This is a genomic window from Halolamina sp. CBA1230, assembly GCF_002025255.2.
Classification (GTDB): domain Archaea; phylum Halobacteriota; class Halobacteria; order Halobacteriales; family Haloferacaceae; genus Halolamina.
Genome location: NZ_CP054587.1, coordinates 1,253,623 through 1,277,759 on the forward strand (window position 1 = coordinate 1,253,623; position 24,137 = coordinate 1,277,759).

The 24,137-nt window shown below is 68.7% G+C and carries 28 protein-coding genes and 2 tRNA genes; 12 read left to right on the forward strand and 18 right to left on the reverse strand.

Features of this window, described 5'->3' with window-relative positions:
• The first annotated feature begins 13 nt into the window (after positions 1-13).
• Genes B4589_RS06395 through B4589_RS06405 form a run of 3 tightly spaced genes read left to right on the forward strand, consistent with a single transcriptional unit; the run spans position 14 to position 1,634 of the window.
• Positions 14-562, forward strand: a complete 549-nt coding sequence (locus tag B4589_RS06395) for a hypothetical protein (protein WP_079233481.1) — start codon at positions 14-16, stop codon at positions 560-562.
• Positions 563-613: 51 nt separating this feature from the next.
• Positions 614-1,099, forward strand: a complete 486-nt coding sequence (locus tag B4589_RS06400) for a DUF5812 family protein (protein WP_394353849.1) — start codon at positions 614-616, stop codon at positions 1,097-1,099.
• Between the two features lie 55 nt (positions 1,100-1,154).
• Positions 1,155-1,634, forward strand: coding sequence for a cation:proton antiporter regulatory subunit (locus B4589_RS06405; protein WP_079233482.1), 480 nt, complete (start codon positions 1,155-1,157; stop codon positions 1,632-1,634).
• Here the strand turns inward: B4589_RS06405 and B4589_RS06410 are convergent.
• The 6 genes from B4589_RS06410 to carA form a co-directional block, all read right to left on the reverse strand.
• Positions 1,625-2,839 (reverse strand): cation:proton antiporter, encoded by a 1,215-nt coding sequence (locus B4589_RS06410; RefSeq protein ID WP_079233483.1) that lies wholly within the window; start codon positions 2,837-2,839, stop codon positions 1,625-1,627. The two genes, B4589_RS06405 and B4589_RS06410, sit on opposite strands and share 10 nt — an antisense overlap.
• A gap of 66 nt (positions 2,840-2,905) precedes the next feature.
• Positions 2,906-3,853, reverse strand: a complete 948-nt coding sequence (locus tag B4589_RS06415) for a hypothetical protein (protein WP_079233484.1) — start codon at positions 3,851-3,853, stop codon at positions 2,906-2,908.
• A gap of 43 nt (positions 3,854-3,896) precedes the next feature.
• On the reverse strand, positions 3,897-4,301 hold the full coding sequence (msrB, locus tag B4589_RS06420) for a peptide-methionine (R)-S-oxide reductase MsrB (protein WP_079233485.1): 405 nt from the start codon (positions 4,299-4,301) through the stop codon (positions 3,897-3,899).
• Positions 4,302-4,910: 609 nt separating this feature from the next.
• Positions 4,911-5,567 carry an HAD family hydrolase gene (locus B4589_RS06425; RefSeq protein WP_079233486.1) on the reverse strand — a complete coding sequence of 219 codons (657 nt, stop codon included), beginning with the start codon at positions 5,565-5,567 and terminating at the stop codon, positions 4,911-4,913.
• Positions 5,568-5,638: 71 nt separating this feature from the next.
• On the reverse strand, positions 5,639-7,417 hold the full coding sequence (locus B4589_RS06430; protein ID WP_079233487.1) for a Rieske (2Fe-2S) protein: 1,779 nt from the start codon (positions 7,415-7,417) through the stop codon (positions 5,639-5,641).
• A 96-nt stretch (positions 7,418-7,513) separates the two neighbouring features.
• A complete protein-coding gene (gene carA / locus B4589_RS06435; RefSeq protein WP_079233488.1) occupies positions 7,514-8,572 on the reverse strand; it encodes a glutamine-hydrolyzing carbamoyl-phosphate synthase small subunit in 1,059 nt (352 codons plus the stop codon).
• A gap of 96 nt (positions 8,573-8,668) precedes the next feature.
• Between carA and B4589_RS06440 the strand changes: the two genes are divergently transcribed.
• The 4 genes from B4589_RS06440 (at position 8,669) to B4589_RS06455 (ending at position 10,878) form a co-directional block, all read left to right on the forward strand.
• Positions 8,669-9,085 (forward strand): Lrp/AsnC family transcriptional regulator, encoded by a 417-nt coding sequence (locus tag B4589_RS06440; protein WP_079233489.1) that lies wholly within the window; start codon positions 8,669-8,671, stop codon positions 9,083-9,085.
• A 72-nt stretch (positions 9,086-9,157) separates the two neighbouring features.
• Positions 9,158-9,841, forward strand: coding sequence for a type 1 glutamine amidotransferase domain-containing protein (locus tag B4589_RS06445; protein WP_079233490.1), 684 nt, complete (start codon positions 9,158-9,160; stop codon positions 9,839-9,841).
• A gap of 49 nt (positions 9,842-9,890) precedes the next feature.
• Positions 9,891-10,214 (forward strand): hypothetical protein, encoded by a 324-nt coding sequence (locus tag B4589_RS06450; protein WP_079233491.1) that lies wholly within the window; start codon positions 9,891-9,893, stop codon positions 10,212-10,214.
• Between the two features lie 49 nt (positions 10,215-10,263).
• On the forward strand, positions 10,264-10,878 hold the full coding sequence (locus tag B4589_RS06455) for an NUDIX domain-containing protein (protein ID WP_079233492.1): 615 nt from the start codon (positions 10,264-10,266) through the stop codon (positions 10,876-10,878).
• 461 nt (positions 10,879-11,339) lie between these two features.
• Here B4589_RS06455 and B4589_RS06460 read toward each other — a convergent pair whose 3' ends face one another.
• The 4 genes from B4589_RS06460 to B4589_RS06475 all read right to left on the reverse strand — a co-directional run bounded on the left by B4589_RS06460 (position 11,340) and on the right by B4589_RS06475 (position 13,271).
• Positions 11,340-11,603, reverse strand: a complete 264-nt coding sequence (locus B4589_RS06460; protein WP_079233493.1) for a hypothetical protein — start codon at positions 11,601-11,603, stop codon at positions 11,340-11,342.
• On the reverse strand, positions 11,593-12,633 hold the full coding sequence (locus tag B4589_RS06465; RefSeq protein WP_079233494.1) for a zinc-binding dehydrogenase: 1,041 nt from the start codon (positions 12,631-12,633) through the stop codon (positions 11,593-11,595). Before B4589_RS06465 ends, B4589_RS06460 begins: the two co-directional genes overlap by 11 nt.
• Before the next feature lie 85 nt (positions 12,634-12,718).
• Entirely contained in the window at positions 12,719-13,000 is a 282-nt protein-coding gene (locus B4589_RS06470; RefSeq protein ID WP_079233495.1) for a type II toxin-antitoxin system RelE/ParE family toxin, read from the reverse strand.
• The gene (locus B4589_RS06475) at positions 12,993-13,271 is read right to left on the reverse strand and encodes a ribbon-helix-helix domain-containing protein (protein WP_079233496.1); all 279 of its coding nucleotides are present in this window, start codon (positions 13,269-13,271) and stop codon (positions 12,993-12,995) included. Before B4589_RS06475 ends, B4589_RS06470 begins: the two co-directional genes overlap by 8 nt.
• A 254-nt stretch (positions 13,272-13,525) precedes the next feature.
• Between B4589_RS06475 and B4589_RS06480 the strand changes: the two genes are divergently transcribed.
• Together B4589_RS06480 and B4589_RS06485 are read left to right on the forward strand one after the other, a co-directional pair.
• The gene (locus B4589_RS06480) at positions 13,526-14,164 is read left to right on the forward strand and encodes a molybdenum cofactor biosynthesis protein B (protein ID WP_079233497.1); all 639 of its coding nucleotides are present in this window, start codon (positions 13,526-13,528) and stop codon (positions 14,162-14,164) included.
• Between the two features lie 63 nt (positions 14,165-14,227).
• Entirely contained in the window at positions 14,228-16,087 is a 1,860-nt protein-coding gene (locus B4589_RS06485) for an acetyl-CoA carboxylase biotin carboxylase subunit (protein ID WP_079233498.1), read from the forward strand.
• Between the two features lie 590 nt (positions 16,088-16,677).
• On the opposite strand, the gene B4589_RS06490 is transcribed toward B4589_RS06485, so the two are convergent.
• From B4589_RS06490 to B4589_RS06520, 7 genes are all read right to left on the reverse strand, one after another.
• Positions 16,678-17,124, reverse strand: coding sequence for a UPF0179 family protein (locus B4589_RS06490; RefSeq protein ID WP_079233499.1), 447 nt, complete (start codon positions 17,122-17,124; stop codon positions 16,678-16,680).
• A gap of 45 nt (positions 17,125-17,169) precedes the next feature.
• Positions 17,170-17,556, reverse strand: a complete 387-nt coding sequence (locus B4589_RS06495; protein WP_079233500.1) for a DUF5820 family protein — start codon at positions 17,554-17,556, stop codon at positions 17,170-17,172.
• A gap of 85 nt (positions 17,557-17,641) precedes the next feature.
• The gene (locus B4589_RS06500) at positions 17,642-18,445 is read right to left on the reverse strand and encodes a winged helix-turn-helix domain-containing protein (protein WP_079233501.1); all 804 of its coding nucleotides are present in this window, start codon (positions 18,443-18,445) and stop codon (positions 17,642-17,644) included.
• 50 nt (positions 18,446-18,495) lie between these two features.
• Positions 18,496-19,434, reverse strand: coding sequence for a UbiA family prenyltransferase (locus tag B4589_RS06505; RefSeq protein WP_079233502.1), 939 nt, complete (start codon positions 19,432-19,434; stop codon positions 18,496-18,498).
• A 596-nt stretch (positions 19,435-20,030) separates the two neighbouring features.
• Positions 20,031-20,136: transfer RNA gene (locus B4589_RS06510), tRNA-Glu, on the reverse strand.
• A gap of 48 nt (positions 20,137-20,184) precedes the next feature.
• Positions 20,185-20,502, reverse strand: a complete 318-nt coding sequence (locus B4589_RS18485; RefSeq protein ID WP_079233504.1) for an HNH endonuclease — start codon at positions 20,500-20,502, stop codon at positions 20,185-20,187.
• Between the two features lie 61 nt (positions 20,503-20,563).
• Positions 20,564-22,540 (reverse strand): 3-hydroxyacyl-CoA dehydrogenase/enoyl-CoA hydratase family protein, encoded by a 1,977-nt coding sequence (locus B4589_RS06520; protein WP_079233505.1) that lies wholly within the window; start codon positions 22,538-22,540, stop codon positions 20,564-20,566.
• A gap of 130 nt (positions 22,541-22,670) precedes the next feature.
• Between B4589_RS06520 and B4589_RS06525 the strand changes: the two genes are divergently transcribed.
• From B4589_RS06525 to B4589_RS06535, 3 genes are all read left to right on the forward strand, one after another.
• Positions 22,671-23,153 (forward strand): GNAT family N-acetyltransferase, encoded by a 483-nt coding sequence (locus B4589_RS06525; RefSeq protein ID WP_079233506.1) that lies wholly within the window; start codon positions 22,671-22,673, stop codon positions 23,151-23,153.
• 14 nt (positions 23,154-23,167) lie between these two features.
• A tRNA-Thr gene (locus tag B4589_RS06530) sits at positions 23,168-23,241 on the forward strand.
• Positions 23,242-23,420: 179 nt separating this feature from the next.
• Positions 23,421-23,855 carry a hypothetical protein gene (locus B4589_RS06535; protein ID WP_079233507.1) on the forward strand — a complete coding sequence of 145 codons (435 nt, stop codon included), beginning with the start codon at positions 23,421-23,423 and terminating at the stop codon, positions 23,853-23,855.
• 37 nt (positions 23,856-23,892) lie between these two features.
• On the opposite strand, the gene B4589_RS06540 is transcribed toward B4589_RS06535, so the two are convergent.
• Positions 23,893-24,108: a hypothetical protein gene (locus B4589_RS06540; RefSeq protein WP_079233508.1), complete on the reverse strand. Its 216-nt coding sequence runs from the start codon at positions 24,106-24,108 to the stop codon at positions 23,893-23,895.
• Positions 24,109-24,137: the final 29 nt, after the last annotated feature.

Sequence of the window (24,137 nt, forward strand, 5' to 3'; positions counted from 1 at the left end):
ACAACCCCCGGTAATGGCGGACGACTACGGCGGGATCCTCGGCGCCTTCCCCTACGCGTTCCGGCGGAGCGACTCGTGGCTGTTCCGGTCGTACGTGCTCGTCGCCGGCCTCGCGACGCTGCTGCTTTCGCTGATCTGCGTGCTCGCGGTCGTCGTCGTGTTCGGCCAGACCGCCGGCGCCCGCGGCGGGAGCTTCACGCTCTCGCGGTCGTTCATCGCGCTGCTGGGCCTGCTGGCGGTGCTGCCCGTCGTCGGCCCCGTGCTGTTGGCGGCGCGCACTCGCCGTCGCGACTCCGCTGACGGCGGTGCTGGACCGTCGCGGAACTACGAACCCCTGCTGGCGGTCGGGGGGTACCTGTTCCTCCTCTCGCTGTACCTCGGCCTCGTGGCGTCGATGCCCGAGACGTTCACCCTCGACGGCGAGACGATCTCCCGGCCCGAGCCGTCGGGCCTGTTTGCCCCCGTCGTCGCCGCGCTGTACGCGCTCCCCGCGGCCGCGTCACCCCTGATCCCGACCACGGCCGCGGCGCTGATCCTCGCGATCCACCGCTGGCGACGCTGATCCACGGGTCGCGGGCGAAATCCGGAAAGGGCTCCGGCGCCCAGAGAGGGTATGAGCGACGCCGAGATCGACGACGCAGTCGAGGGCACGTTCCTCGTCACGCACGCCGACGACGACAGCGCAGTACTGCGGGACGTCGAGCGCGGGCAGGTCCACACGCTCTCCTCGAACCCCGGGCTCTCCGTGGACGACGCCGTCGAGGGGGTCGTCGCCCCCGAGCCGCCCCTGGAGGTCACCGCCGAACTGGTCGAGATAGAGGAGCGGCGGTCGCTCTCGATCAGCGAGAGCCGCGAGCCGCCGACGAAACAGGAGCGCGAGATCGCCGCCGAGCAGTCCGTCGGCGAGCTCACCAAGGAGGAACGCGCCGGGATCGGCGAGATCCACGTGATCAGCGTGTCCGAGGAGGAGACCGACGCGGCCGTCGAGGACGTGTTCGAGGACCGTGAGGCGACGCTCGGGCGCGCGGCCCGCCTCGGCGTGAACCGGGTAGAGATCCGCTCGGAGCCGGGTGTCGTCAGCGTTCGGTACCTTCCCTGACAGAGTCCTCGAGGACCACCCATACCGTTATTCCCCTCGCCGTATCAGGGGGCGTATGACCGTCTACGAGACCGACCTCCCCGGCGTCGGCCGGAAGTTCGACCTCGAACTCGACGCCGGCGGGGTCGCGTCGGTGGTCGTCCACCACGACGGGCGGTGTGAGCTGTACCGCCGCGCCGACCGCGACGCCGGCGGGGAGAAGCTGCTCAACCTGAACAGCGAGGAGGCGAACAAGCTCGGCTCGATACTGGAGGGCGCCTACTTCGAGTCGGTGAACGTCGACGAGCTCTCGGTGCCGCTGGGCGACGCGATCATCGAGTGGGTCGAAGTAGGCGAGGGGTCGGCGCTCGACGGGACGACGCTCGCGGAGAGCGAGATCAAAGGCGAGACCGGCGCGACGGTGATCGCCGTCCAACGCGGCAGCGAGACGGTGTCGAACCCCGACGCCGACTTCGAACTCGCCGGCGGCGACCTGCTGGTCGCGATCGGCACCCACGAGGAGCAGGCGGCGCTGAAAGACCGCGTTCAGGACTGATCCTCGGAAGCCGGAGAGAACCGCACAGCAACGCGCTCTATCAGCCCCGCGTTCCGCATCAGCACTGTTCCGAGCACGCTCGTCAGCAGGACGTACCCGACGGTGAACGCCGGGATCGTCTCACTGAGTGCCGGGGTCGTCCCCGCGGTCAGGAGGAACGCGGCGATCACCAGCGAGAACTCCCCGCGGGGCACCAGCGCGGCGCCCATCTTCGACGCGCCCGCCACCGAGAGCCCCCAGCGCCGCCCGGCGGCGTAGCCGCTGAGGATCTGGCCCGCCACGGTCACGGCCGCGGCGGCGACCACGAGCCCGGCGACCGAGACCACCACCCGGGGGTCGGTGCCGAGGCCGACGACGAAGAAGAACACCGCCGCGAACAGGTCGCGACTGGGCGCGAGCAGGTCCTGGATCCGGTCGGTGTGGGAGGTCTGGCCGAACGCCGCGCCGACGAGGAAGGCGACGATGGCGTCGCTGACGCCCGCAGCGAGGCCGAAGCCGGAGACGAGCGCCGTCGCGCCGAGCACGGCGAGCAGGAACAGTTCGCTCGAGCGCACGTCGAACGCGCGGTCGACCCACTCGCTCCCGTAGTACGCGAGGAGGGTGAGCGCGACCAGCACGAGCGTCGCCCCCCCGAGCGTTCGGCCGAGGGAGGCCACGTCGGCACCGCCGAGCAGCACCGCCGAGAGGACCGCGAACGCGGCGGCGGTCAGCACGTCCTCGATCACGATCACGCCCAGGATCGCCTCGCTCTCGGGGTCGGCGATCCACTCCAGGTCGATCAGCGACTTCGCGATGATCACCGTCGAGGAGTTGAACGTGATCAGACCGACGAACAGCGATTCCACGAGCGAGAAGCCGAAGGCGAGGCCGACGACGATCCCCAGCGGGAAGCTGACGGCCACGTCGATCGCGCCGGCGCCGAGGAACTGCGAGCGTTTGCGGATCAGCGACGCGAGGCTGAGCTCCATCCCGACGAAGAAGAGCAGCAGCACGACGCCGAGATCCGCCAGCAGGCGGACGATCTCCGTGGACTCGACCAGGGTGAGCGAGACGCCGCCGACTGAGGGTGCGTACGGGCCGAGCAGGATCCCGACGACGATGTACGCGGGGATGACCGACTGGCCCACCCGGAGCGCGAGCAGGCCCCCCAGCGAAAGCGCCGTCAGGAAGATCCCCGCCGTGAGGACGAGGTTCGCCTCGACCATACTCGCAGGGGACGCGCCGACGGAATGACTGTTGTGGTGCGATTGGTGGTCGGACTGGGCGCCGATTCAGCCGCCGAAGGCCGCAGCGAGCGTCGCGACGTAGAGCACGCTGCTCACGACGGCGAACGTCGCGTAGACGGCCCCCGGGACGAGCAGCGAGTCGGCGGCGTCGTACGCGACGGCCGCGACCCCGATCACCGCCGCCCGGGTCACCACCACGAGCGCGCCCCCTAGGGAGTCAGCCGCGACGGCGACGACGAGAACCGCGAGCGCGAGCGCCGCCAGGACGGGGAGCCTCGCCAGCGCGTGCAGTCGGTCGTCGTCGACCCGCCGGTTCGCGGCGACGGCGACGCCCAGCGCGAGGACGAACAGGACCGCGACCGCGGCGCGGTCACCCCAGAGCGACAGCCACGGGCCGCCGGCGAAGCTGCCGTACGTGACGGTGGTCGGCGCCGCCAGGTAGCCGCCGAACAGCGTCGTCACGGCGACGGTGAGGCGCCGATGGTCGTCGAACGCGTGCCGGAGCGCGCCCTGCACGATCCCGTGGTACAGCAGGACCATCCCCGGCACGAACAGCGAGAGGCGGATCAGCGTCCGGACGGTGAAGACGCCGCCGGGATCGGCGACCGTCGAGACGACGTGGGCGACGCCGGTGCCCGTCTGCGACGCGAGGAGGGAGAACGGCAGCAGGGCGAGAAGGGCCGTCCCGGCGACGGCAGCGGCGACGGACCGTCTGTCGTCCTGTTCGGGCACGGACACCGGGAGCGAGTACCCCCGCCACGTCGCGTAGCCGGCGGTGAGAACGCCCATCCCGGCCAGGACGAGCGCGCTCCGGACGAGGAGGAGGGCAGTGTCGCTGTCGAGGAAGTACGGGTCGAGCGCCGCGTCGACCGCGACCGTGTAGGCGGAGACGCCGACGAGGAGCGCGACGACGGCGCCCAGTTCGACGGCTGTCGGGCGTCCCAGCAGCGTGCCGAGAGAGGCGCGGAGCGAGGTTGCTCGGCTGGCGGACATACCGTGAGGCGAGACCGGTTTTGTAAAAAAGCTTCCCGTGGTGTTACTCCTCCTCGTCGAAATCGAGGGCGACCGAGTTGATACAGAACCGCTTCCCGGTCGGCTGCGGTCCGTCATCGAACACGTGACCGAGGTGGCTCTCGCAGTTGGCGCAGACGACCTCGATCCGGGTCATCCCGTGGCGGTCGTCCTCGCGGGTCTCGACGGCGTCGTTCTCGGCGGCGTAGAAGCTGGGCCACCCACAGCCGGCGTCGAACTTCGTCTCGGAGTCGAACAGGGTCTCGCCGCAGGCTTTGCAGCGGTAGACGCCGTCGTCGTCGCGGTCGACGTGCTCGCCGCTGAACCGCGCCTCGGTGCCGCGCTCCCGGAGCACCTCGTACTCCTCCTCGGAGAGCTGTTCGCGCCACTCCTCGTCGGATCTGTTCGTTTTGGTGTCTGGCTCGCTCATGGGTGTTGTTGGGGTTGGACGGGTCTAACGCTTCCGCCGATTTCGTGTGTGAGTGGTTGGTGGATTCGCGACGGTACGTGGCTGCTGGAACTGCGACGGTACGTGGCTACCGCGACAGCAACAGCATCTCGAAGCATGACCACTTGTACCGCAACCGCGACCGCACAGCACCGCGATAGTCTTCCCCTCATCCTCCCCACGGGCTCGCCGATCAGTGGCGAGCCCTCGCGTCCACCGCCACAGCACCGCGGTCGCGGTCGGCGCGAAGCGCGTGCGCCCTCGTGGCGCACGTCAGCGCGAGGGACGAGTGAGCGACTGAAAGGAGCGAACGAGTCGGATGGGGAGGTCTGAGGCCGCGGAGCGGTGCGGTCGCAAGTGGTCTAGCCTCGAGATGCTGTTGCTGTCGCGGTCACTGTTCCCACGCTCGACGCTGTCGCGGTCGCTGCGGGCTCGACCGACTTCACGACGCTCCGTCGCTCCTAGCCCCGAGATGCTGTCGCGGTCGCTGTTCCCACGCTCGACGATCTGTCCACAGTCGCGACCACCCGACAGAGAGACAGCAGTCGCTCCCTCGTCGACGCCTCCGGAAACGCGAACGTCCGAGAAGAACTACCGACAGAGCGCCCGCACGTCGTGCAGATCCTCCACCACGTGATCCGGCTGCACAGACAGCTCGTGATCCCGACGGTGTGGCCGACGGATAAAGGCCGACTCGACGCCGGCGTTGACCGCCGCCGTGATGTCGCTCTCCCGATCCCCGACGTACAGCGCGTCCTCGGCGTCGAGATCCGACAGCGCCTTCTCGATGAAGTGGGGGTCGGGCTTCCTGCGCCGGAGGTCCGCGATCGTCGGCTGCCGGCCGTAGGCGGTGTCGAACAGCCCCGAGACGCCGTGGTGGTCGAGCAGGAAGTCGACCGTCTCCTGCTGGTTCGAACTCACGACACCCATCGGGAGCTCCAGGTTCGACAGCGTCGACACGTCGTCGAACAGCTGTTTCCCGCCGGCGTGAACGTGCTCGCGCTGGGCCTCGTGGGACGCGCGATCCCGCACCCGCCAGAACTCCTCGACCGAGAGACCGTACCGCTCGCAGACGTCCGACAGCGACTCCGGCGTCACACCGACGACGACCGACTCGACGTGCTCGGGGTCGGGGTCGTCGACCCCGGCCTCCTCGAACGCACGCCAAGCGGCCTCCTGCAGCACGTCGTAGTCGGTGGTGTCCACCAGAACGCCGTCGTTGTCGAACACGACCGCGTCGTAGCTCATACGTAAACGACGTGAACGCCGGTGAAAAAGCTTGTGTGGGCCGAAACAGGTGGGTAGCCGCTGACGCCCTCTCAGTCGTCGGCTGCTGCCTCCGCCTCACCGCTCTCCTCGTGAATACGCTCCCCGCGGTGGAGCCGCGACGCGATGGAGTACGTCTGCTCGCGCTCCCGCCGGGTGGGGTAGTGCGCCGCGAGGTAGCGCGCGACCGCCGTCGCGAGCACGCGACGCTCCGCGGGGTCGTCGCGCAGGTCGAACTGCCGGAGGCCGGCTTCGAGCGCCTGGAACGTGTGGAACCCCGTATCCTCCCGGAGCAGCGCGCCGCCGAGTTCGGCCTTCAGGCGCTCGGGGTCGCCGCCGGCGTCGAGGTAGTTCGCGGCGTGGGTCCCGGCGGCGTTCACCTCGCCCTCCATCTCGAAGCAGTGCAGCAGTTCTTCGAGCTCCTCGTCGGGGTCGGCGCCCTCCTCGACCGACGGCTCGGGCGCCGGCGGCGTGTTGAGGAAGCGGTCGAGGTAGACGTTCGTCGCCGCGTCGTACACCCCGCGGTACAGTTCGGTCGTGGGCGCGCGCTGGGCCGCGCGGTGGACCGCGTTCGCGTACGTGAACGTGTGGTGGACCGTGTTCCAGTCGCTGAACTCGTTGGCCGTCGAGAACCCCGCGACGCGCTTGCCCGCCGCGAACGTCACCGCACGCGCCAACTGCTCGACGGTCGCACCGCCGCGGATCGCGTCGTCCAGTGCGGCGTACACCGTCTCGGGCTCCTCGCTGTGGAGGCGGTCGATGAAGTCCTCTGGTTCGACCCACTCCTGCCCCTCGCCCGCGGCGACCATCTCGTCCAGTCGGTCGAACGACTCCGCGCTGCGGCCCGCGAGGTCGTCGGGCTGGCGCCACGAGGAGAGCTCCTCGCTGCGCTCGGCGGTCGCCAGCCCGCGCACCAGCGACGCCAGCACGTCCGCCGTTTCGGGATGGTCCCAGCCGACGTGGTCCAGCGCCTCGGTCGCCTTGTTCAGGTGGTCGAAGCGGTGGCCGGTGTCCAGGTAGCGGTGGTCCGTCGCCGCCGCCGTCAGCATCTCGGTCAGCTGTTCGGGCGTGCAGTCGGCGGCGACGGCGGTCCGCAGCACGCGCTCGGCACCGTCGGCGTCACGCACCTCGACGTTCTCCCGGAACCACGACTTCAGCCGCGAGAACGGCACGTCCGTCGCCTCGAACGCCTCCTGGTCGAACTTCGGCGGCTGGTCGGCGCAGTCGCTCGCCACCTGCGCGAGCCCCTGGTAGAGCGCGCGCTCGCGGTCGTCCTCGTCGAGGTCGGGCAGCCGGTTCAGCAGCGCCGTCAGGATGGTCAGCCCGGAGCTCCACCCGCCCTCGCGGTACTTGGTGCCGAAGACGACCGCCGTCTCGAACGGCTCCACGGGGTCGACGTCGGCCCGGAGCAGCCCGATCGCGGATTTCGCGAGCACGAGTCTGAGGTTCTGCTCCAGCCCGTCCTCCAGTCGCTCGGCCCAGTGGACCGCCGGCGGTTCGTCACGCTGCGGGTCGGGATCGACGTAGACGGTGCCGTCGACCACTCTGACGGGGTAGCTCTCCACGTCGTCGGCCCACGGGTCGAACGTGTCGCCACAGGAGAGTTCGAACCGCGCGTGGTGCCACTCGCAGGTCAGCACGCCCTCGTCGACGCTCCCCTCCGAGAGGGGGAACCCCATGTGCGGACAGCGGTTGTTGACCGCGCGGAACTCGCCCTCGTGGTGGAACACGACGACGGGGGTGCCGTCGGCGCTCGCGACGGTCCGGCCCGCCTCGCGGAGCGTCGATTCGTCGGCGACCGCGACGTAGCCGTCGGGGACAGTGGCAGCCATACCCACAGGTAGGGCCGAGAGTGACTAAAACGTATCCTGAAGAACGTTTGACCGAGTCGTCCCGATAGCGACGGGATCCGGACGCGCCCCGAGTGCTCAGTCGGAGGCGACCGCGGGCGCGCGGCTCTCGGCCATCTCGAGCACGTCGTCGAAGAACTCGAGCGAGTCGTGCGGGCCGGGGTTGGCCTCGGGGTGGTACTGGCGCGTGATCACGTCGATATCGACGCCTTTCAGCCCCTCGGCGGTGTCGTCGTTGACGTTGACCTGCGTGACCGCGAGTTCGCCGGGGTCGGCGACGCTGTACCCGTGGTTCTGGGTCGTCATGATCACGCGGTCGGTCTCGAGGTCGCGCACCGGCTGGTTCAGGCCGCGGTGGCCGAACTCCATCTTCTCGGTCTCGCCGCCCAGCGCGCGGGCGACGACCTGCTGGCCCAGACAGATCCCCGCGATTGGGACGTCGCCCGCGAACGCGTCGACCACCTCGCCGGCGGCGACGAAGTTCGCCGGGTCGCCCGGCCCGTTCGAGACGAACACCAGGTCCGGCTCCACCTCAGCCACTTCCTCGGGCGTCGAGTCATACGGGAGGACGTGCACCTCGGCGTTCCGGGCGGTCAGCGAGTCGATGATCGACTTCTTGGCGCCGCAGTCCAGTAGCGCGACGCGGACGCCGCTGCCCTCGTACACCTGCGGCTCGCCGACGCTGACCTGCGCGCCGATGTCCGTGTGGTCGCTCATCCCGACGCACTGCTCGAGCTGTTGTTTGGCCTGCTCCGGCGTCGCGTCCGGGCCGGCGGCGACGCCACAGCGCATCGCTCCCTGCTCGCGGATCGACGTGACCAGATCCCGCGTGTCGACGGCGTCGATCGCGGGGACTCCCTCGCGCTCGAGCCAGTCGGCCACGTCGTCGGTGAACTCCCGCGCGATCGCGACTCGCGGTTTGACGGAGTCGGACTCGAAGCGCTCCTCCCGGACGCCGTAGTTCCCGATCAGCGGGTAGGAGAACGTCAGTACCTGCTCGGCGTAGGAGGGGTCGGTCAGGCTCTCCTCGTAGCCGGTGTAGGCGGTGGTGAAGACGAGCTCGCCCCGGCCCGTGCCGGGGGCACGCGAGCGTCCCTCCACGACACGACCGTCGGCCAGCGCGATGTACGCGCTCATTACGAGAAACGTACTCGCGATCGCTAATAACTGTGTCGTTCGAAGGATTCTTACGAAATTCGTAACCGGTATGACGGAGGGGCCACAGGGGGCTGTATGGACGAACTGGATCGGGAGATCCTGAACATCCTCCGGCGGGACGCGCGGACGCCCTACACCGAGATCGCCGAGCGGGTGGGGACCAGCGAGGGGACGGTGCGCAACCGCGTCGAGGGGATGGTCGAGGAGGGCGTGATCGAGCGGTTCACCGTGACCACCCGGACGGGCAACGTGAAGGCGATGATCGAGATCTCCGTCGCGATGGACGTCAACACCGACGAGGTGGGGAAACGGCTGGCGGAGTGGGACGAGGTCGACTTCGTCTGGCAGGTCTCCGGCGAGGACGACATCGTGCTGATCGTCGACTGCGTCGACACCCGCGCGGTGAACGAACTCATCACCCGCGCCCGCGAGCAGGAGGAGGTCGAGGAGAGCACGACGCGGCTCATCCTGGACGAACGGCTGGGGAGCTGAGGCCGAGCGACGTCGTGGGAACGTGCCACGGCGGTAGCGCTTTTCCCTGCGAATCCCCCACTATCGACTGCAATGACCAACGCGCTGTTCGTCGTCAGCGAGGAAGGCTACTGGGCCGAGGAGTGTATCGACCCGCTGACCACACTCGACGACGCGGGCGTCGACGTGACCGTCGCGACGCCGACGGGGAGCCCGCCGGTCGTCGACGAGCGCTCGCTCGACCCCGAGGATATCGGTGAAGAAGAAGCCGACCGCCTCCGTGAGATCCACGAAACCGACGAGCGCCTGAACGACCCGCTCGCGCTCGCCGACGCCGAACCGGAGAGCTACGACGCGGTCGTGTTCCCCGGCGGCCACGGGACGGAGTGGGACATCAACCAGGACAAACACGCCCGTGCAGCCCTGCGAACGGCCGTCGAGGGCGAGGACGGCAAGGCACTGGTCGTCTGCCACGCGGTCGGGATCCTGGCGTTCGCCCGCGACGGCGACGGCGAGGTCCTCGCTGCGGGCCGCGACGTGACCGGCTTCCCCAACGAGTGGGAGGAAGGCATCGTCGACGAGCGCGACGTCTTCGAGGGGCGGAAGCTCCCCTACTGGGTCGAGGACGAGGTGAAAACCGCCGGCGCGAACTTCGACGCGGAACTCGACGCCGACACCTCCGTCACCGTCGACGGCGACCTCGTCACCGCGCGAGGGCCGGGCTCCTCCCACGCAGCGGCGACCACGCTGCTTGAGGAACTCGGCGTCGCGGCCTGACGGCGGTCCGGAAGCGAACGCTTACTGGCGGCCCGTCCGTTGCGGTGGCATGGACGGGATCCCGATCGGGAACGGTGAGGGCCGGTACCTGCTGCTCGCCGTGCTCGGCGGCGGCGCGGCCGCCCTCGCGTGGACGCCGACGGCCGGCGTCCCGACGCTCGCGGTCGGCGTCTCGCTGATCGCGTTCGCGCTCTGGAAGTTCGTCTCCGGCGCGCCGTGGCAGCCGAAGACGGCTGCGCTTCTCGGCCCCCTGATCTACGCCGTCGTCGGCCCGGTTTTCTGGTTCGACGCGGGCGTACTCTACTCGTCGATCGCCGGGCTCGTCGGCGCCGTCGTTCTGGGACTGGCTCGGGGGGAGCAGCCGGCGGACTGAGTCGTTCGGCATCGAAGCGACCTTACCCCCGGTGGCCGATGGGTGGCGTATGAGCACCGAAAACGCCGACGCGGGCGGGGGCACCGATCCCCACCCCAACGCAGCGCAGGACGTGGTCGCGGTCGACGGCGACGACGAGCCGACCGGACTCGCGAACCGCCTCGACGCCCACACGGGCGAGGGCCAGCGCCACCGCGCCTTTACCGTGCTCGTGTTCGACGAGGACGGGCGGGTTCTCCTGGCTCAGCGCGCGTCGAACAAGCGCCTCTGGGACACGCACTGGGACGGCACCGTCGCCTCCCACCCCGTCGAGGGGGAGAGTCAGATCGACGCGACGAAGCAGCGACTGGAGGAGGAGCTGGGCGTCACGCCCGACCAGTACGACGACCTCGAAGTGACCGACCGCTTCGAGTACAAACGGCGCTACGAGCGCGAGGGGCTGGAGTGGGAGGTCTGTGCCGTGCTGCAGGTGACGCTGACCGATACGGATCTCGACCCCGACACCGAGGAGATCGAGGGGCTGCTCTGGGCGGATTACGACCTGCTGTACGACCACCCCGAGTGGTACCGCCAGCTTCGGTTGTGTCCGTGGTTCGAGATCGCGATGCGTCGTGATCACGAGGGTGAGACTGTTTCGGACGGGCGTGTCGGCTTCGAGCGGTAAGCGGGGGTGAGAATCCCAGTTCGAGTTCTTTCAGCGCTGATTGGACAGCGACCGCGAACAGCAGCTCGATCGTTGGCAACTGAGACAGCAACCGCGACCGCGAACAGCATCTCGAAGCATGGCCACTTGTGACCGCAGGGTGTCGGGCACGAGGCCCGACACAGCACCGAGTCCCCACCCCTCCCCCCGCGCTCGCCAACGTGGCGAGCGCGAGGCGTCCACCGCCACCGCACCGCCGTAGCTGTCGGCGCGAAGCGAGCGCGACCCTGTGTCGCGACTCAGCGCGAGGGATGAGCGAACGGACGTGAGCGAATCGGTTGGGGAGGCTCGTGGGCTGTGCGGGGCGGTTGCGGTCACAAGTGGTCATGCTTCGAGATGCCGTTGCTGTCGCCGTTACAGTTACCAACGAACGCGAGCGCACACACACCAGCACCGCAGGACACAACAGCGACTGAACGCGATCATTCCTTCATCGACCAGACGCCCACGATCCCCAACAAAACCGCCGGGACGAACGGCAGCGCCAGCATCGCCACCAGGAACGGAACGCGATCCGCGAGCAGCGTCGGGTAGAGGTAGATGATCCCGGGAATCACCAGCGTCGCCAGCGCGACGACGACGACGAGCAGCGTGCCGCTGGGGCCGGCCTGCTCGTCGGGATCGTCCACCGAATCGCCCTCAACGCCGCCGGGCGTGTGCGTGTACCCGTCGTCCTCAGAGCTCACTATCGGGCTTTAGCACCACCTTCCCAAAGCCCTCCCGGTTCTCCAGCATCTCGTGACCGCGTGCGGCCTCGGACATGGGGACGACCTCCCGGATCCGGGGTTCGAACGTCCCGTCCCAGACGAGCGAGAGCGCGTCGTCCACCTCGCCCGGCGTGGCCATCGTCGACCCCAGCACCGAGAGCTGGTTCCAGAAGATCCGGTTGACGTTGGTGTGGGGCTGCCCGCCCGCGGTCGCGCCGCAGGTCACCAGCTTCCCGCCTTTCGCGAGCGAGCCCAGCGAGTCGGTCCAGGACTCGCCGGCGACGTGGTCGACCACCACGTCGACGCCGCGTTTGCCCGTGAGTTCCCGGATCTCGTCGGCGTAGTTCTTCTCGGTGTAGTCGATCACGTGGTCGGCGCCGCAGTCCGCAGCGTACCCCAGTTTCTCCTCGGTGGAGGCGGTGGCGTACACCTCGCCGCCGACGTGGTCCGCGATCTGGACCGCCGCGTGGCCCACGCCGCCGGAGGCGCCGAGCACGAGCACCGAGTCGGTGGGCTGGAGGTCCGCACGGGTCACGAGCATCCGCCACGCGGTCTGGAACACGAGCGAGGCGGAGCCGGCGACCTCCCAGTCGACACCCTCCGGGACGGGCACGAGGTTGTCAGCCGGCACGGTGGCGTACTCGGCGTGGACGCCGGGGCGGTGTTCGCCGATGATCTGGTAGCGCACGCACATCGACTCCTCGCCGTCGCGGCAGAACTCACAGCGCCCGCAGGCGACGCCCGCCGAGACGGCCACGTGGTCGCCGACCGCGAAGCGCTCGACGTCCTCGCCGGTCTCGACGACGACGCCCGCCGCGTCGCTCCCGGGCGTGTGAGGCATCTCCAGGTCGACGCCGGGCATCCCCCGCCGGGTCCAGATGCCGAGGTGGTTCAACGCCGCAGCCTTCACGTCGATTTTGACCTCGTCGGATTCCGGGTCCTCCTCGGGGACTTCCTCGTAGGCGATCACGTCGTGGCCGCCGTGGCCGTGGAACTGGACTGCCTTCATGGGCGGCGATTGTGGCGGGGAGGGCATAACGGTGGCTGGTCGCGTGGACTCCTGGACCGTTGTTCATCCGGAGCGACCGGCCTACTCAGTCATCGGCGGTGTACGCGCCGCCCCGGCGTTTGATCCGTGCGACGATCAGTCGCTGGCCGTCGTTCCGGAACGTCACGGAGAGACGGAACTCCCCGATACGTATCTTCTTGTACGAGCTGTTCCGGAGTGGTTCACCGTACGCTGGCGGGTCCCGCCACGGCGAGGAGACGATCTCGTCGAGTTTGTCGAGAATCCGGTCTTGTTCCTCGGGCGAAAGTGCGGCGAGGTCCTCCCGTGCCGTCGATGCCAGTTCCCAACTCCATCCCTCCTCACTCATCCGTTCCGAACTGCTCGCGTGCTGCTTCGGCACTCATCGTCGTCCCCTCGCGGACGTCCGTTTCGGCCTCCAGGAGCGCGACGAGTTCGTCGCGGTCGAACGTCGGGTGTTCGATGGCGTCCCGAAGCGTGTAACGGATGAACTCGCTTCGGCTGTTGAAGCCGCGTCCCTGCCATGCGTCGTCGATTTCGTCGAGGAAGGACTCGGTGACTTTGAAGTTCACCGTGACGATGCTATCCTCGTCGTCCCCTTTCGTGGTCGCTCCGGACATATTAACGTAATACGTGCGTCTTACTCAAAGGTGTTTTGCCGATAGCGCGGCCGTGTTGGCGGGCCAAGACGGTGTATCGATAGCTCTCGACGACATCACGGGATCGCTCCGCTCTCTCGGACGACAACGGAGTGCGAACCGAAGCGAACCGCACGAATCTCCGAGGGGGTCGTGCGGGATGATTCGAAGCCAGCGGACAGCACGACGAACAGAGAGCGACCGAAGTTTTGTAGCCCCCGGCCCGACGAACGGACATGAGCGACGATCACTCACACGACGACCACGAGACGAACGACAACCACGAACACGACGCTCACTCAGAGCACGAACACGGCGAACCCGGCACCCACGACCACCATCACCACGACCAGGAGCATCTCGGCGTCGCGGTCCTCACCGTCTCCTCCTCCCGCTCGCTCGACGACGACGCGGCGGGCGACCAGATCACCACCGCCCTCGAGAACGCCGACCACGAGATCACCACCCGCGACCTCGTGCCCGACGACTACGACAAAGTCCAGGGCACCGTCCAGCGCTTCGTCGACCGCGACGACACCGACGCCGTGATCACCACCGGCGGGACGGGCGTCACCCCCGACGACGTGACCGTCGAGGCCGTGGAACCCCTACTGGGGAAGGAACTGCCCGGCTTCGGCGAACTGTTCCGCCGGCGCTCCTACGAGGAGATCGGCACGATGGTCGTCGCGACGCGGGCGACCGCCGGCGTCAGCGACGGCGTGCCCGTGTTCTGTCTCCCGGGGAGCGAGAACGCCGCCGCACTGGGTGTCGAACTGATCGTCTCCACCGCCGGCCACCTCGCGGGACTGGCGGGCCGCGACGACGACGAACACGACGACGGCGGCGGTGAGAACGACGACGGGCACGACAACTGATCCCATCCACGCTCGTCCCGGACCGACAGAATCACGTCGGACCTGCGAGAACAGCCTCCAAGAATGTTCGACAAGGTGCTCGTCGCGAACCGCGGTGAGATCGCGGTGCGAGTCATGCGCGCCTGCGAGGAACTGGGCGTCGACACCGTCGCGGTCTACTCCGAGGCCGACAAACACGGCGGCCACGTCCGCCACGCCGACGAGGCGTACAACGTCGGCCCCGCCCGCGCGGCCGACTCCTACCTCGACCACGAGGCCGTGATCGGGGCCGCCGAGAAAGCCGGCGCCGACGCGATCCACCCCGGCTACGGGTTCCTCGCGGAGAACGCCGGGTTCGCGGGCAAGGTCGAGGCCCACGACGACATCACCTGGGTCGGTCCCGCCGCGGACGGGATGGAACAGCTGGGCGAGAAGACGAAAGCCCGGAAGACGATGCGGGAGGCCGACGTGCCGATCGTCCCCGGGACGACCGACCCCGCCGAGAGCGCCGAGGAAGTGAAGGAGTTCGGCGAGGAGCACGGCTACCCCGTCGCGATCAAGGCCGAGGGCGGCGGCGGCGGTCGCGGGATGAAGATCGTCGAGGGGCCCGAGGAGGCCGAAGACCAGTTCGAGAGCGCGAAACGCGAGGGCGAGGCGTACTTCGACAACGACAACGTCTACCTCGAGCGCTACCTCGAGAACCCCCGGCATATCGAGGTGCAGATCCTCGCCGACGAACACGGCAACGTCCGACACCTCGGCGAGCGTGACTGCTCGCTCCAGCGCCGCCACCAGAAGGTGATCGAGGAGGGGCCGAGCCCCGCACTCACCGACGAGCTCCGCGAGGAGATCGGCGAGGCCGCCCGCCGCGGCGCCGACGCCGCCGGCTACTACAACGCCGGGACGTTCGAGTTCCTCGTCGAGGAGGAGGACCGCGACGCCGAGGCCGGCGAGCTGCTCGGGCCGGACGCGAACTTCTACTTCCTCGAAGTCAACACGCGGATCCAGGTCGAACACACCGTCACGGAGGAGCTCACGGGCATCGACATCGTGAAGTGGCAGCTCCGGGTCGCCGCCGGCGAGGAGCTGACGTTCTCCCAGGACGACGTCGACCTCTCGGGCCACGCGATCGAGTTCCGGATCAACGCCGAGCACCCCGAGCAGGAGTTCCAGCCCGCAAGCGGCGGCACGCTCGACACGTACGACACGCCGGACGGCATCGGCGTCCGGGTGGACGACGCGCTCTCGGCGGGCGACGAGCTGGTGACCGACTACGACTCGATGATCGCGAAGCTGATCGTCCACGCGAGCGACCGCGAGGAGTGTCTCGCGCGTTCGAAGCGGGCGTTCGGGGAGTACGACATCGAAGGCGTAGTCACCATCGCGCCGTTCCACCGGCTGATGCTCGACGACGACGCGTTCGTCGCCGGCACGCACACCACGAAGTACCTCGACGAGGAGCTCGAGCAGGCCCGCGTCGAGGAGGCCGTCGAGAGATGGGGCACCGAGTCCACCGGCGAGGAGGAGGACGGCGAGACGACCACTCGGGAGTTCACCGTCGAGGTCAACGGCAAGCGCTTCGACGTCGAACTCGAGGAGGAGGGCGCGCCCGCCATCCCGACACCCGAGACGAGCAGCGGCGGGGGTGACCGCCCGACCGGCGCCGGCGGGAGCAGTGGGAGCGACGACGGTGGCTCGGGCGGCGGCGCCGAACCGGAGGTCCCGGAGGGCGGCGAGTCCATCGCCGTCGACATGCAGGGGACGGTGCTCTCCGTCGAGGTCGAGGAGGGCGACGAGGTCGCTCCCGGCGACACCGTGGCGGTGCTCGAGGCGATGAAGATGGAGAACGACATCGACGCCGAGCGCGGCGGGACGGTGTCGCAGGTGCTGGTCGAGGAGGGCGAGAGCGTCGACATGGGCGACGTGCTGGTGGTGCTGGAGTAGGTCGACTTCTTCGTCTGTTTCTTCAGTCGTTTCTGTGGCAGCGTTTCTGTTTTCGGCAACTAGGACAGCGCCCGCGACAGCATCTCGACCCTCAGTAACGGTGACAGCCACCGCGACAGCAACAGCAGTTCGAGGCTAGACCACTTGCGACCGCAGGGTGCCGGGCACGAGGCCCGGTTATCAGAAATTAGAGATTTCTGATTGGCAGACGAGAATCGAAGATTCTCGTCGACGGCACAGCATGGAATCCCCACCCCTCCCCCCGCGGGCGCGACCGTTGCGCCCGCGAGGCGTCCACCGCCACCGTACCGCGGTCGCTGTCGGCGCGAAGCGCGAGCACCTCCGTGTGCGAGTCAGCGCGAGGGACGACTGAGGCGAGCGTAGCGAAGCCGAAGGAGTCGGCTGGGGAGGTTCGAGGGCTGTGCGGAGCAGTGCGGTCACAAGTGGTCTACGAACGAGATGCTGTTGCTGTTCGCGGTCGAAACACCGAACTCCCCAGCACCGTTCACGGTCACAGTTCTCGAACGGTCTCGACCACTCACCGCAAACGAAGCTCCACCTCCAACAGAACCACCCCAGAATCCCCAGAACTACTCCGACGGCGCCAGCTCCACCTGCGTCAGATCGCGATCCAACTCACACGTCTCGTGTGGCGGCTCACCCTCGACCTCTTGGATCTGGTACTCCTCGTCGAAATCCGCCCCCAGCGGCACACAGAGCGGGTGGGAGGGGCAGTCCGAGTGCGGGCACTCCCCCGCCAGCTTGGCTTTACTCCCCGAATACGCGGATTTCGAGGGGACGTTCGCTGGGATCGACGTCGGTTCGACCTCGACGGCCCGGACGCCCTCGTCGTGGACCGCACAGTCGAGCACCTGCGTGTTCTCCCGGACGTCCGTGACCTCGTAGCGGGTCCCCGCCTCGAGGTTGAGACACTGACTCCGGTAGGGACAGCCCTCACAGCCCGACGCCTCCCCCTGGTAGACGAACTCCTGGCCCGGGTCGGCGAGGCGCGCGCCGACGAGCGTGACGGTGGTCATACGTGACGGTAGCCCCGCCGCGTGGTTAAGGCTCTCGCCCCGGCGTCAGTCCCCCCGGCCGGTCCGCTCGTCCAGTTCCGCGAGATACGCCTCCCGGGGCTCCTGGTACGCCCCGCGGTAGTCGATCCCGCCGTTCGCGAACCGCTCGGCCACCTCGACCGCGGCGTCGATCGCCGCCTCCCGGCCGTCCCGCGTCTCGTTCGCGAGTTCGATCTCCGGCTCTGCGAACAGCGTCGCGTGCCACTCCTCGGTGGCGTACTGGCCCGCGCCGGGGCGGTCCGCCCGCGAGCCGTTGGTGACGTAGATCGTCGGCAGACAGGGCGCCGGGAACGACTCGGTGTCGAACACGTCCGGACGGTAGGCGAGGATGACCCGGCCGTCCCGCTGTTCGGTCCAGACGGTCCAGGGCTCCGGGAGATCGTCGAGACCCATGCTCGATGCTGGGCGGCGGAGGTGGATAGGCCTCTCGCTCCGGATCGCCCACCGGAGAGGTCTCCGAGCGCCGTGCTACCGCGAGCTACTGATCGAGCGTGTCGGCGTCGAACCGGCTCGCACGGTCGCGGATCGCCTCGTACTGCTCGCGGTAGGTCGCGACCACGTCGGGGTCGTCGTTGCTCAGCACGCCGACGACGGCGCCGCCCTCGTGGACGGTGATCCCCGCGTGTTCCAGATCCGGCCCGTTCAGCAGCCAGAGCGCGTAGGGGAGCTCCTCCTCGGTCGCGAACACGTCGACCGCGTCGGCCGCGAAGAACTCGGCGATCTCCGCCCGCGCGGGAGCGCTGTTCTCGAGCGAGTCGAGCGTCGCCGCCGTCACGACGATCTCGACGGTGAGCCCCTCCTCGACGACGGCGTCCTCGAGCATCGAGACGTAGTTCGTCTTCACCACCGGCGCGAACCCCCGGAGCGTCTCGGCCTCGGGCAGCCGCGACAGCACCTCCGTCAGCGCCGTCTCCGGGAGCGCCGGATCGGCGTACGTCACCGTCCCGTCGTCGAGGACGTCGGTGCTGATCGGGGCGTCGTCGGGGATGGCGGCGAGCAGCGGCTCCGCAGCGCCGAGCGTGTCGGTCGCATCGCGGTACGCTCGGTGGGTTTCGAGTGCGAGCTGTCCGGCGTGGGTCGCCTCGAACCCGCCGTCGGCCTCCCGGACCAGCCCCGTCTCGACCAGTTCGGCGATCGCGCGATCCACGGTCGATCGGGAGACGCCGACCGCCTCGCCCAGGTCGCGCTTGTCGAGTCGATCGGTCGAGAGGGCGGCGAGCACGTCGCCCCGCTTGCGGAGGACGTCCCGGACGCGCTGTCCGTCGACGCCGTCAGTAGCCATACTACCTGTTCCGGCGCCCGACGGTAAATCGGTTTCCGCTCCGTGACCGATCAGGACAGCGCGGTCCAGACGCTGAGAGCGTGGCGCCAGATCGCGACCGCGAGCGCCCCGTTGGCCAGCGTCGCCACCCACGCGATGTTGAACCGCTCGGCGAGCGCCCGCGAGGCCGACGCCGGGTCGGTTTCCTGCACCGAGTAGTACACGTCGACGTAGAACGCCGTCACGCCGCCGAAGACGACTGCCGCGAGCGGGTAGCCGAGCGCGAGCGTGAACCCGGTGGCCGCGGCGGTCGCGATCGCCCCAACCGCGACCGTGTCGGCCACGCCGAACCCGGTCGCGAACGTCTCGACGCCGGCCTGCCGGTCGAAGTGGACGTCGGCCGCCTGATGGAGGACGTGGTAGCCGAAGCTGTAACAGGCGACGACGACGCCGGCGACCAGGATCGTCGGCGCGACCTCTCCCCCGACGAGCACCGCGACGGGCAGCACGAGCAGGCCGGCGTCGACGCCGGTCGTGACGACGTGGTTCCAGACGCCACGCTCCTTGAAGCGCGGCGGGTAGGAGTACGTGAACCCGAACCCGATCACCGCCGCGCCAGTCGCGAGCACCCAGCCGCCGGCCGCGGCGGCGACGACGACGTACAGCACGGTCGCCGCGAGGAGGTAGCCGCCGAGCAGCCACCACGCACGACGGACGCCGAGCGTCCCGACTGCCGACGCGATCACGTCCTTCTCGGGGTTCGCGGCGTCGACCGCGCGGTCGTGGATCGCGTCGGCGACCGACGCTCCGAACTTCGCGATCAGCGTCGCCCCGGCGTAGCCCATCGCGATCCAGAGTGTCGTTTCCCCCGGCCATCCGCCGACGCGAACGCCGAGTCCGACCGCGAGCAGCACCGAGGCCACGTTGTAGCCGACCGTCGCTGACAGCCGGCTCACGACGGCGACGGCCCGGAGCTGCGACGCGAGCCGCCGCGTAGTCGATCGACTCATTCGTGGAAACCTCCGCGTTTCCGGGGTTAATGGCTGTCCGTTCGCGGCGAGTGATCAGCTCCTGCACGGATCGTCAGATGCTGACGAAACACTCGGGTGTCGGGACACTCGTCGCCGTCGCTGGAACGGGTCGGGAATCGATGTAAAGAGGGTCCGTCCCGTCGTTCCGTCTGCCGATACACACGAGCGTGACATCGGTTCGCCGGAGGGGAGCCTTCGTCGGTGTCGCGGGAGGACGATCGGTCCCTGCGACCCGCGTTCCGGGACGGTCGGGGCTGTCAGAGGCAGTCGAACGAATCCGTCGATTCCGACCGTTTCCGGGCGTGTTCTGTCGAGTGCGTCGCGACCCGGTAGCAGCGGCTCGGGGTCGGTTTCGTCGCCACCGACTCGCGGTTCGCTTCGTTGCCGACGGCAGTCGCCGTCGGCTGCCAGCGAGATCGAAGGTCTCGCGTGCTCACCGCTCGAACAGTGGCGTCGACAGAAATGCTCGGTCGGGGATTTGAACTCGACGAGACGTGCTCGCGTTCGCTGTGCGCGACTCGTCTGCTCAAATCCCACTCCCTGCGCCGCTACTCGTCACGTCGTTCCTCGTAGAATGCTCGGTCGGGGATTTGAACCCCGGTCATCGGCTTTCTTCCTGCGTAGGCCGTTCCTTTCGCAGCCGAAAGGCCGAAATGATTGGCCGGACTACACCAACCGAGCGCATCCGAACGTGGCTGGGGCGAAGGCATAAATCTGTCTTTTCGTCGTTCACTCCGGCGGTTCGAGTGAGGACTCGAACTCGATCTCGCTTCGTTCCGCCTTCCAATGGCACGACCGACAGAGGAGAACGAGGTTCCCGGGGTCGTGAGCGTCAGGTTTTGGTACGTCTTCAGCTTGGTCGAACAGTCTGAACGGGACGATGTGGTGGACCTCCAACCGTCGTTCGGACCCATCGTGCCCGCAGTGCTGGCATACTTCGTCGCGCTCCAGTACTCGGGATCGTGCAGTCGTCCAACCCGCTCCGTAGTTGACCGACACACCACCTTTCCAGCGCGGGTTCTCCTCACCGACTCTGGAACGGGACATCTTCTTCCGGGTCTCGTCTCCCGATCGGGGAAAAGTTCGATCCCGACCGGGCGTCGACTCCCTACTTCCCCTCGAACTCCGGCTCCTCGTCGCCCATGAACGCGGTGACGCCCTCCATCAGGTCCTCGGTGTTCATCAGGTGGCCGAACGCCTGGCTCTCGACTTCGAGGCCGGCGTCGGTGTCGTCGCGGCCGGCGAGCATCGCGCGTTTGGTGTACTTCTGGGCGATCGGCGGGCCTGCGGCGAGATCGCGGGCCAGCTCCCAGCCGCGGTCGAGCAGTTCGCTGTCCTCCGTGAGCTCGTTGATGAAGCCGTACGCCTCGAGCTCCTCGGCGTCGTAGCGGTCGGCGGTGAAGATGATCTCCTTCGCCCGCCCCTCGCCGACGATGTGGCGCAGGCGCTGGGTGCCGCCCCAGCCCGGCAGCAGGCCGAGGTTGTGCTCGGGCTGACCGAGTTCGGAGCGTCGGCTGGCGACGCGGAGGTCCGCGCAGGTCGCTAGTTCCATCCCGCCGCCGAGACAGTAGCCGTCGATGGCGGCGACGACCGGCGCGTCCAGCGACTCGAGCTTCCCGAACGTCTCCTGCCCGAGCTTCGAGAGCTCGACCGCGTGCAGCGGGTCGCCGCCGCCGGCGGCCATCGACTGCACGTCCGCGCCAGCGGAGAACGCGCGGTCGCCCTCGCCAGTGAGCAGCACCGACCGCACGTCCTCGTGCTCGTCGAGCTCGTCGATCGCGGTGTCGAGCTCGTGGAGCAGCTCCTCGCTGATCGTGTTCATCCGGTGGGGGCGAGCGATCTCGATGTGGCCGACGTAGCCGTCGACGGAGACGTTCAGCACCTCGTACTCCGTCTCACCGCTCTCGTCGTCGCCGGCGCCGTGGAACCCCGCACCGGACTCCGCGAGCTCGCGCAGCGACGCCTCGGCCTCGTAGCGGGGCTCGTCGGTCTCCTCGTACAGTTCGTCGAGCGTCTCGACGAGGGCGTCGAGCCCGTAGTCGTCGGCCATCTTCGCGGGACCGTCGGGGAAGCCGGCGCCGAGCTTGACCGCCTCGTCGATCGCTTCGGGGTCGGCGACGTCCTCGGCGACGAGGCCGGCGACCTCGTTGGCCATCACCGCGAGCAGGCGCTCCTGGAGGTCATCGCGGCCGGCGTCGGTCGGGATCTGCGCGCCGTCGCCGTTCTCGTAGTCGTAGAAGCCGCGGCCGGTCTTCTTGCCGAGCTCGTCCGTCTCGACTTTCTCGGCCAGCAGCGGGCAGGGCCGGTAGGCGTCGCCGAGCTCCTGATACATGTACTCGAGGACGTGGTAGCCCACGTCGATACCGACCTGGTCGGCGAGCTCGAACGAGCCCATCGGGAGCCCCAGATCGTACTTCGTGGTGGAGTCAACCTCCTCGATGGTGCCGTCGTCGGCCTCGACGATCCACGCCGCCTCGTTCATCAGCGGGACGAGCACGCGGTTGACGATGAACCCCGGCGAGTCCTTCCGGACCCGAACGGGCGTCTTGCCCAGCGACTCCGCGAGCGACTCGATCGTCTCGAGGGTCTCCTCGGACGTGTGGGCGCCGGAGATGACCTCGACCAGCTGCATCCGCACCGGCGGGTTGAAGAAGTGCATCCCACAGAACTGTTCGGGGCGGTCGCTGACCTCGGAGAGTTCGGTGACCGAGAGACTCGAGGTGTTGGTCGCGAAGATCGCCTCCGGCGGCGCGTGTTCGGCGACGTCGCGGTACACGTCCTTCTTGATGTCCATCTTCTCGGGGACGGCCTCGATCACCACGTCGGCGTCGCCGACCGCGGCGTCGAGGTCGACGACGGGCGTGACCCGCTCGAGCGCGCCGTCGGCGTCGCCCTGGCTGATCTGGTCTTTCTCGGCCAGCTTCTCGAGGCTCCACTCGATCTGTTCGTAGCCGTTCTGGACGAACTCCTCGTTGATGTCCCGCATCGTCACGTCGTAGCCCGCGAGCGCGGCGACCTCGGCGATGCCGTGGCCCATGTTTCCGGCGCCGAGCACCGCGATCCGGTCGATATCCTCGGGATCCATGCGCGGGTGGTCGGCCGGACGGCGGTTGAACGTTTCCCTCTCCCGTATCGGCAACGGGTTCGGAGTTGCTTCGCGTGGTTCCGGTCGCAGCCGACACCTCTTACCTCCCGGAGGGTCCAGATGGGGACGGATGGAGATCGAACCGGCGACGATAGAGGACGCCGACCGGATCGCGGAGCTGTGGGTGGATCTCGCGCGCGACCAGCGTGCACACGGGTCGCACCTGCTGGCCGCGCCCAACCGCGGGTCGGTCCGCGAGGCGCTGGCCCGCTCCATCGTCACCGAGGGGGTGCTGGTCGCCCGCACTGCCGACGACGACCTCGTGGGGTTCGTCGAGTTCGCGCCCGAGACGGGTGGCTACCGGCAGGACGTCGACCGCGGCGTGATCGAGAACATCTACGTGCGTCCGACCCACCGCGGCGGCGGCGTCGGGGGGGAGCTGCTCGCTGCGGCCGAGTCGCGGCTGCTCGACGCCGGCGTCGATCGCATCTCGCTGGAGGTGCTCGCCGACAACGCGGCCGCCCGGCAGTTCTACGAACGGAAGGGGTACGAGCCCCACCGCGTGGAGATGGAGAAAGCACCCGAAAGCGACACGCACTCAAAGGAGGACTGAGTAGCGGCAGGTGCGCCTGGAGAGCATGGGTGGTTCATGCACTCGACTTGTAATCGAGACTTCCCGGGTTCAACTCCCGGTCCAGGCTTCCTGCGAGGAGCGAACGCGACGAGCGGAAGCCGTTCGGGAGTTGAGCAAGCGAGAACGGCGCAGCGGAGCGAGCAGTTCTCGCCGAGTTCGACTCCCGGTCCAGGCTCTTCTCGTCGGCGACGCTGAGCGAGCGTCGTCGGGGCCCGAGATTTTCCCCCTCCGGTTCCAACGCGACGTATGGTCTCGGCCCTCCCCCGTCCGTCGACCGTCTCACGTGAAACACGGCAGTGGGCGCTCGCCGGCGGCCTCGGGTACGCTCTCCTCCTGCTGGCGACGCTGATGTGGGCGTACACTCCGTCGAGCGTGGTCGGTGCGCTGGCGAGCGTCCAGATCGGACCGTTCCTCTGGTGGGCGCTCGTCGGCGGAGCGGTCGTCGGCGTCGTCGTCGCGGTGGCAGTCCGCCAGTACGGACTCGTCTCACCGCTGCTGAGTGTAGTTATCGTCTACGGGGCCACCGTGTACCTGATGTGGCAGGCCCTCCGATCGCCGAACCCCCTCCTCCCGGGCACCCCGCTGGACGTCTACCTCGTCGGGTGGCCGCTGTTGCTCGTCCTCGTCGTCGGGGTCGGCGTCGTCGAACGTCAACTCCGGGGGCGTTCCGAGGCTCGGTGAACGTCGGAGCGACGCCGGCACCGAGCACGGCGCTCGATCAGGACGCGAGGAGCCCCCAGACGAGAAACGGGACGCCGATCGCCGCGGCGATGAGGCCACGACGGCGGTACGTCGTTCGAACGGTTTCGCCGACGTCGGTGTCCGGGGCGGCCGGCCAGTTGTAGAGCCGGTACATCGTCGCCGGCCGCCGGTAGTTCGCGTACCCGAGAGCGAACCAGAGGGCTGCGACGGCCAAGACCGCTGGGCGGGGCATGCCCGAGCGACGCTGGTACACGGAGAAAA

Coding starts and splice junctions, on each gene's coding strand:
- B4589_RS06505 (WP_079233502.1), bottom strand. CDS start 19,434: ATGAGTCGATCGACTACGCGGCGGCTCGCGTCGCAGCTCCGGGCCGTC.
- B4589_RS06405 (WP_079233482.1), top strand. CDS start 1,155: ATGACCGTCTACGAGACCGACCTCCCCGGCGTCGGCCGGAAGTTCGAC.
- B4589_RS06475 (WP_079233496.1), bottom strand. CDS start 13,271: ATGTCCGGAGCGACCACGAAAGGGGACGACGAGGATAGCATCGTCACG.
- carA (WP_079233488.1), bottom strand. CDS start 8,572: ATGAGCGCGTACATCGCGCTGGCCGACGGTCGTGTCGTGGAGGGACGC.
- B4589_RS06430 (WP_079233487.1), bottom strand. CDS start 7,417: ATGGCTGCCACTGTCCCCGACGGCTACGTCGCGGTCGCCGACGAATCG.
- B4589_RS06465 (WP_079233494.1), bottom strand. CDS start 12,633: ATGAAGGCAGTCCAGTTCCACGGCCACGGCGGCCACGACGTGATCGCC.
- B4589_RS06445 (WP_079233490.1), top strand. CDS start 9,158: ATGACCAACGCGCTGTTCGTCGTCAGCGAGGAAGGCTACTGGGCCGAG.
- B4589_RS06410 (WP_079233483.1), bottom strand. CDS start 2,839: ATGGTCGAGGCGAACCTCGTCCTCACGGCGGGGATCTTCCTGACGGCG.
- B4589_RS06440 (WP_079233489.1), top strand. CDS start 8,669: ATGGACGAACTGGATCGGGAGATCCTGAACATCCTCCGGCGGGACGCG.
- B4589_RS06520 (WP_079233505.1), bottom strand. CDS start 22,540: ATGGATCCCGAGGATATCGACCGGATCGCGGTGCTCGGCGCCGGAAAC.
- B4589_RS06470 (WP_079233495.1), bottom strand. CDS start 13,000: ATGAGTGAGGAGGGATGGAGTTGGGAACTGGCATCGACGGCACGGGAG.
- B4589_RS06395 (WP_079233481.1), top strand. CDS start 14: ATGGCGGACGACTACGGCGGGATCCTCGGCGCCTTCCCCTACGCGTTC.
- B4589_RS06400 (WP_394353849.1), top strand. CDS start 614: ATGAGCGACGCCGAGATCGACGACGCAGTCGAGGGCACGTTCCTCGTC.
- B4589_RS06490 (WP_079233499.1), bottom strand. CDS start 17,124: ATGACCACCGTCACGCTCGTCGGCGCGCGCCTCGCCGACCCGGGCCAG.
- B4589_RS18485 (WP_079233504.1), bottom strand. CDS start 20,502: ATGTCCCGTTCCAGAGTCGGTGAGGAGAACCCGCGCTGGAAAGGTGGT.
- B4589_RS06485 (WP_079233498.1), top strand. CDS start 14,228: ATGTTCGACAAGGTGCTCGTCGCGAACCGCGGTGAGATCGCGGTGCGA.
- B4589_RS06425 (WP_079233486.1), bottom strand. CDS start 5,567: ATGAGCTACGACGCGGTCGTGTTCGACAACGACGGCGTTCTGGTGGAC.
- B4589_RS06540 (WP_079233508.1), bottom strand. CDS start 24,108: ATGCCCCGCCCAGCGGTCTTGGCCGTCGCAGCCCTCTGGTTCGCTCTC.
- B4589_RS06455 (WP_079233492.1), top strand. CDS start 10,264: ATGAGCACCGAAAACGCCGACGCGGGCGGGGGCACCGATCCCCACCCC.
- B4589_RS06500 (WP_079233501.1), bottom strand. CDS start 18,445: ATGGCTACTGACGGCGTCGACGGACAGCGCGTCCGGGACGTCCTCCGC.
- B4589_RS06535 (WP_079233507.1), top strand. CDS start 23,421: ATGGTCTCGGCCCTCCCCCGTCCGTCGACCGTCTCACGTGAAACACGG.
- B4589_RS06525 (WP_079233506.1), top strand. CDS start 22,671: ATGGAGATCGAACCGGCGACGATAGAGGACGCCGACCGGATCGCGGAG.
- B4589_RS06480 (WP_079233497.1), top strand. CDS start 13,526: ATGAGCGACGATCACTCACACGACGACCACGAGACGAACGACAACCAC.
- B4589_RS06415 (WP_079233484.1), bottom strand. CDS start 3,853: ATGTCCGCCAGCCGAGCAACCTCGCTCCGCGCCTCTCTCGGCACGCTG.
- msrB (WP_079233485.1), bottom strand. CDS start 4,301: ATGAGCGAGCCAGACACCAAAACGAACAGATCCGACGAGGAGTGGCGC.
- B4589_RS06450 (WP_079233491.1), top strand. CDS start 9,891: ATGGACGGGATCCCGATCGGGAACGGTGAGGGCCGGTACCTGCTGCTC.
- B4589_RS06495 (WP_079233500.1), bottom strand. CDS start 17,556: ATGGGTCTCGACGATCTCCCGGAGCCCTGGACCGTCTGGACCGAACAG.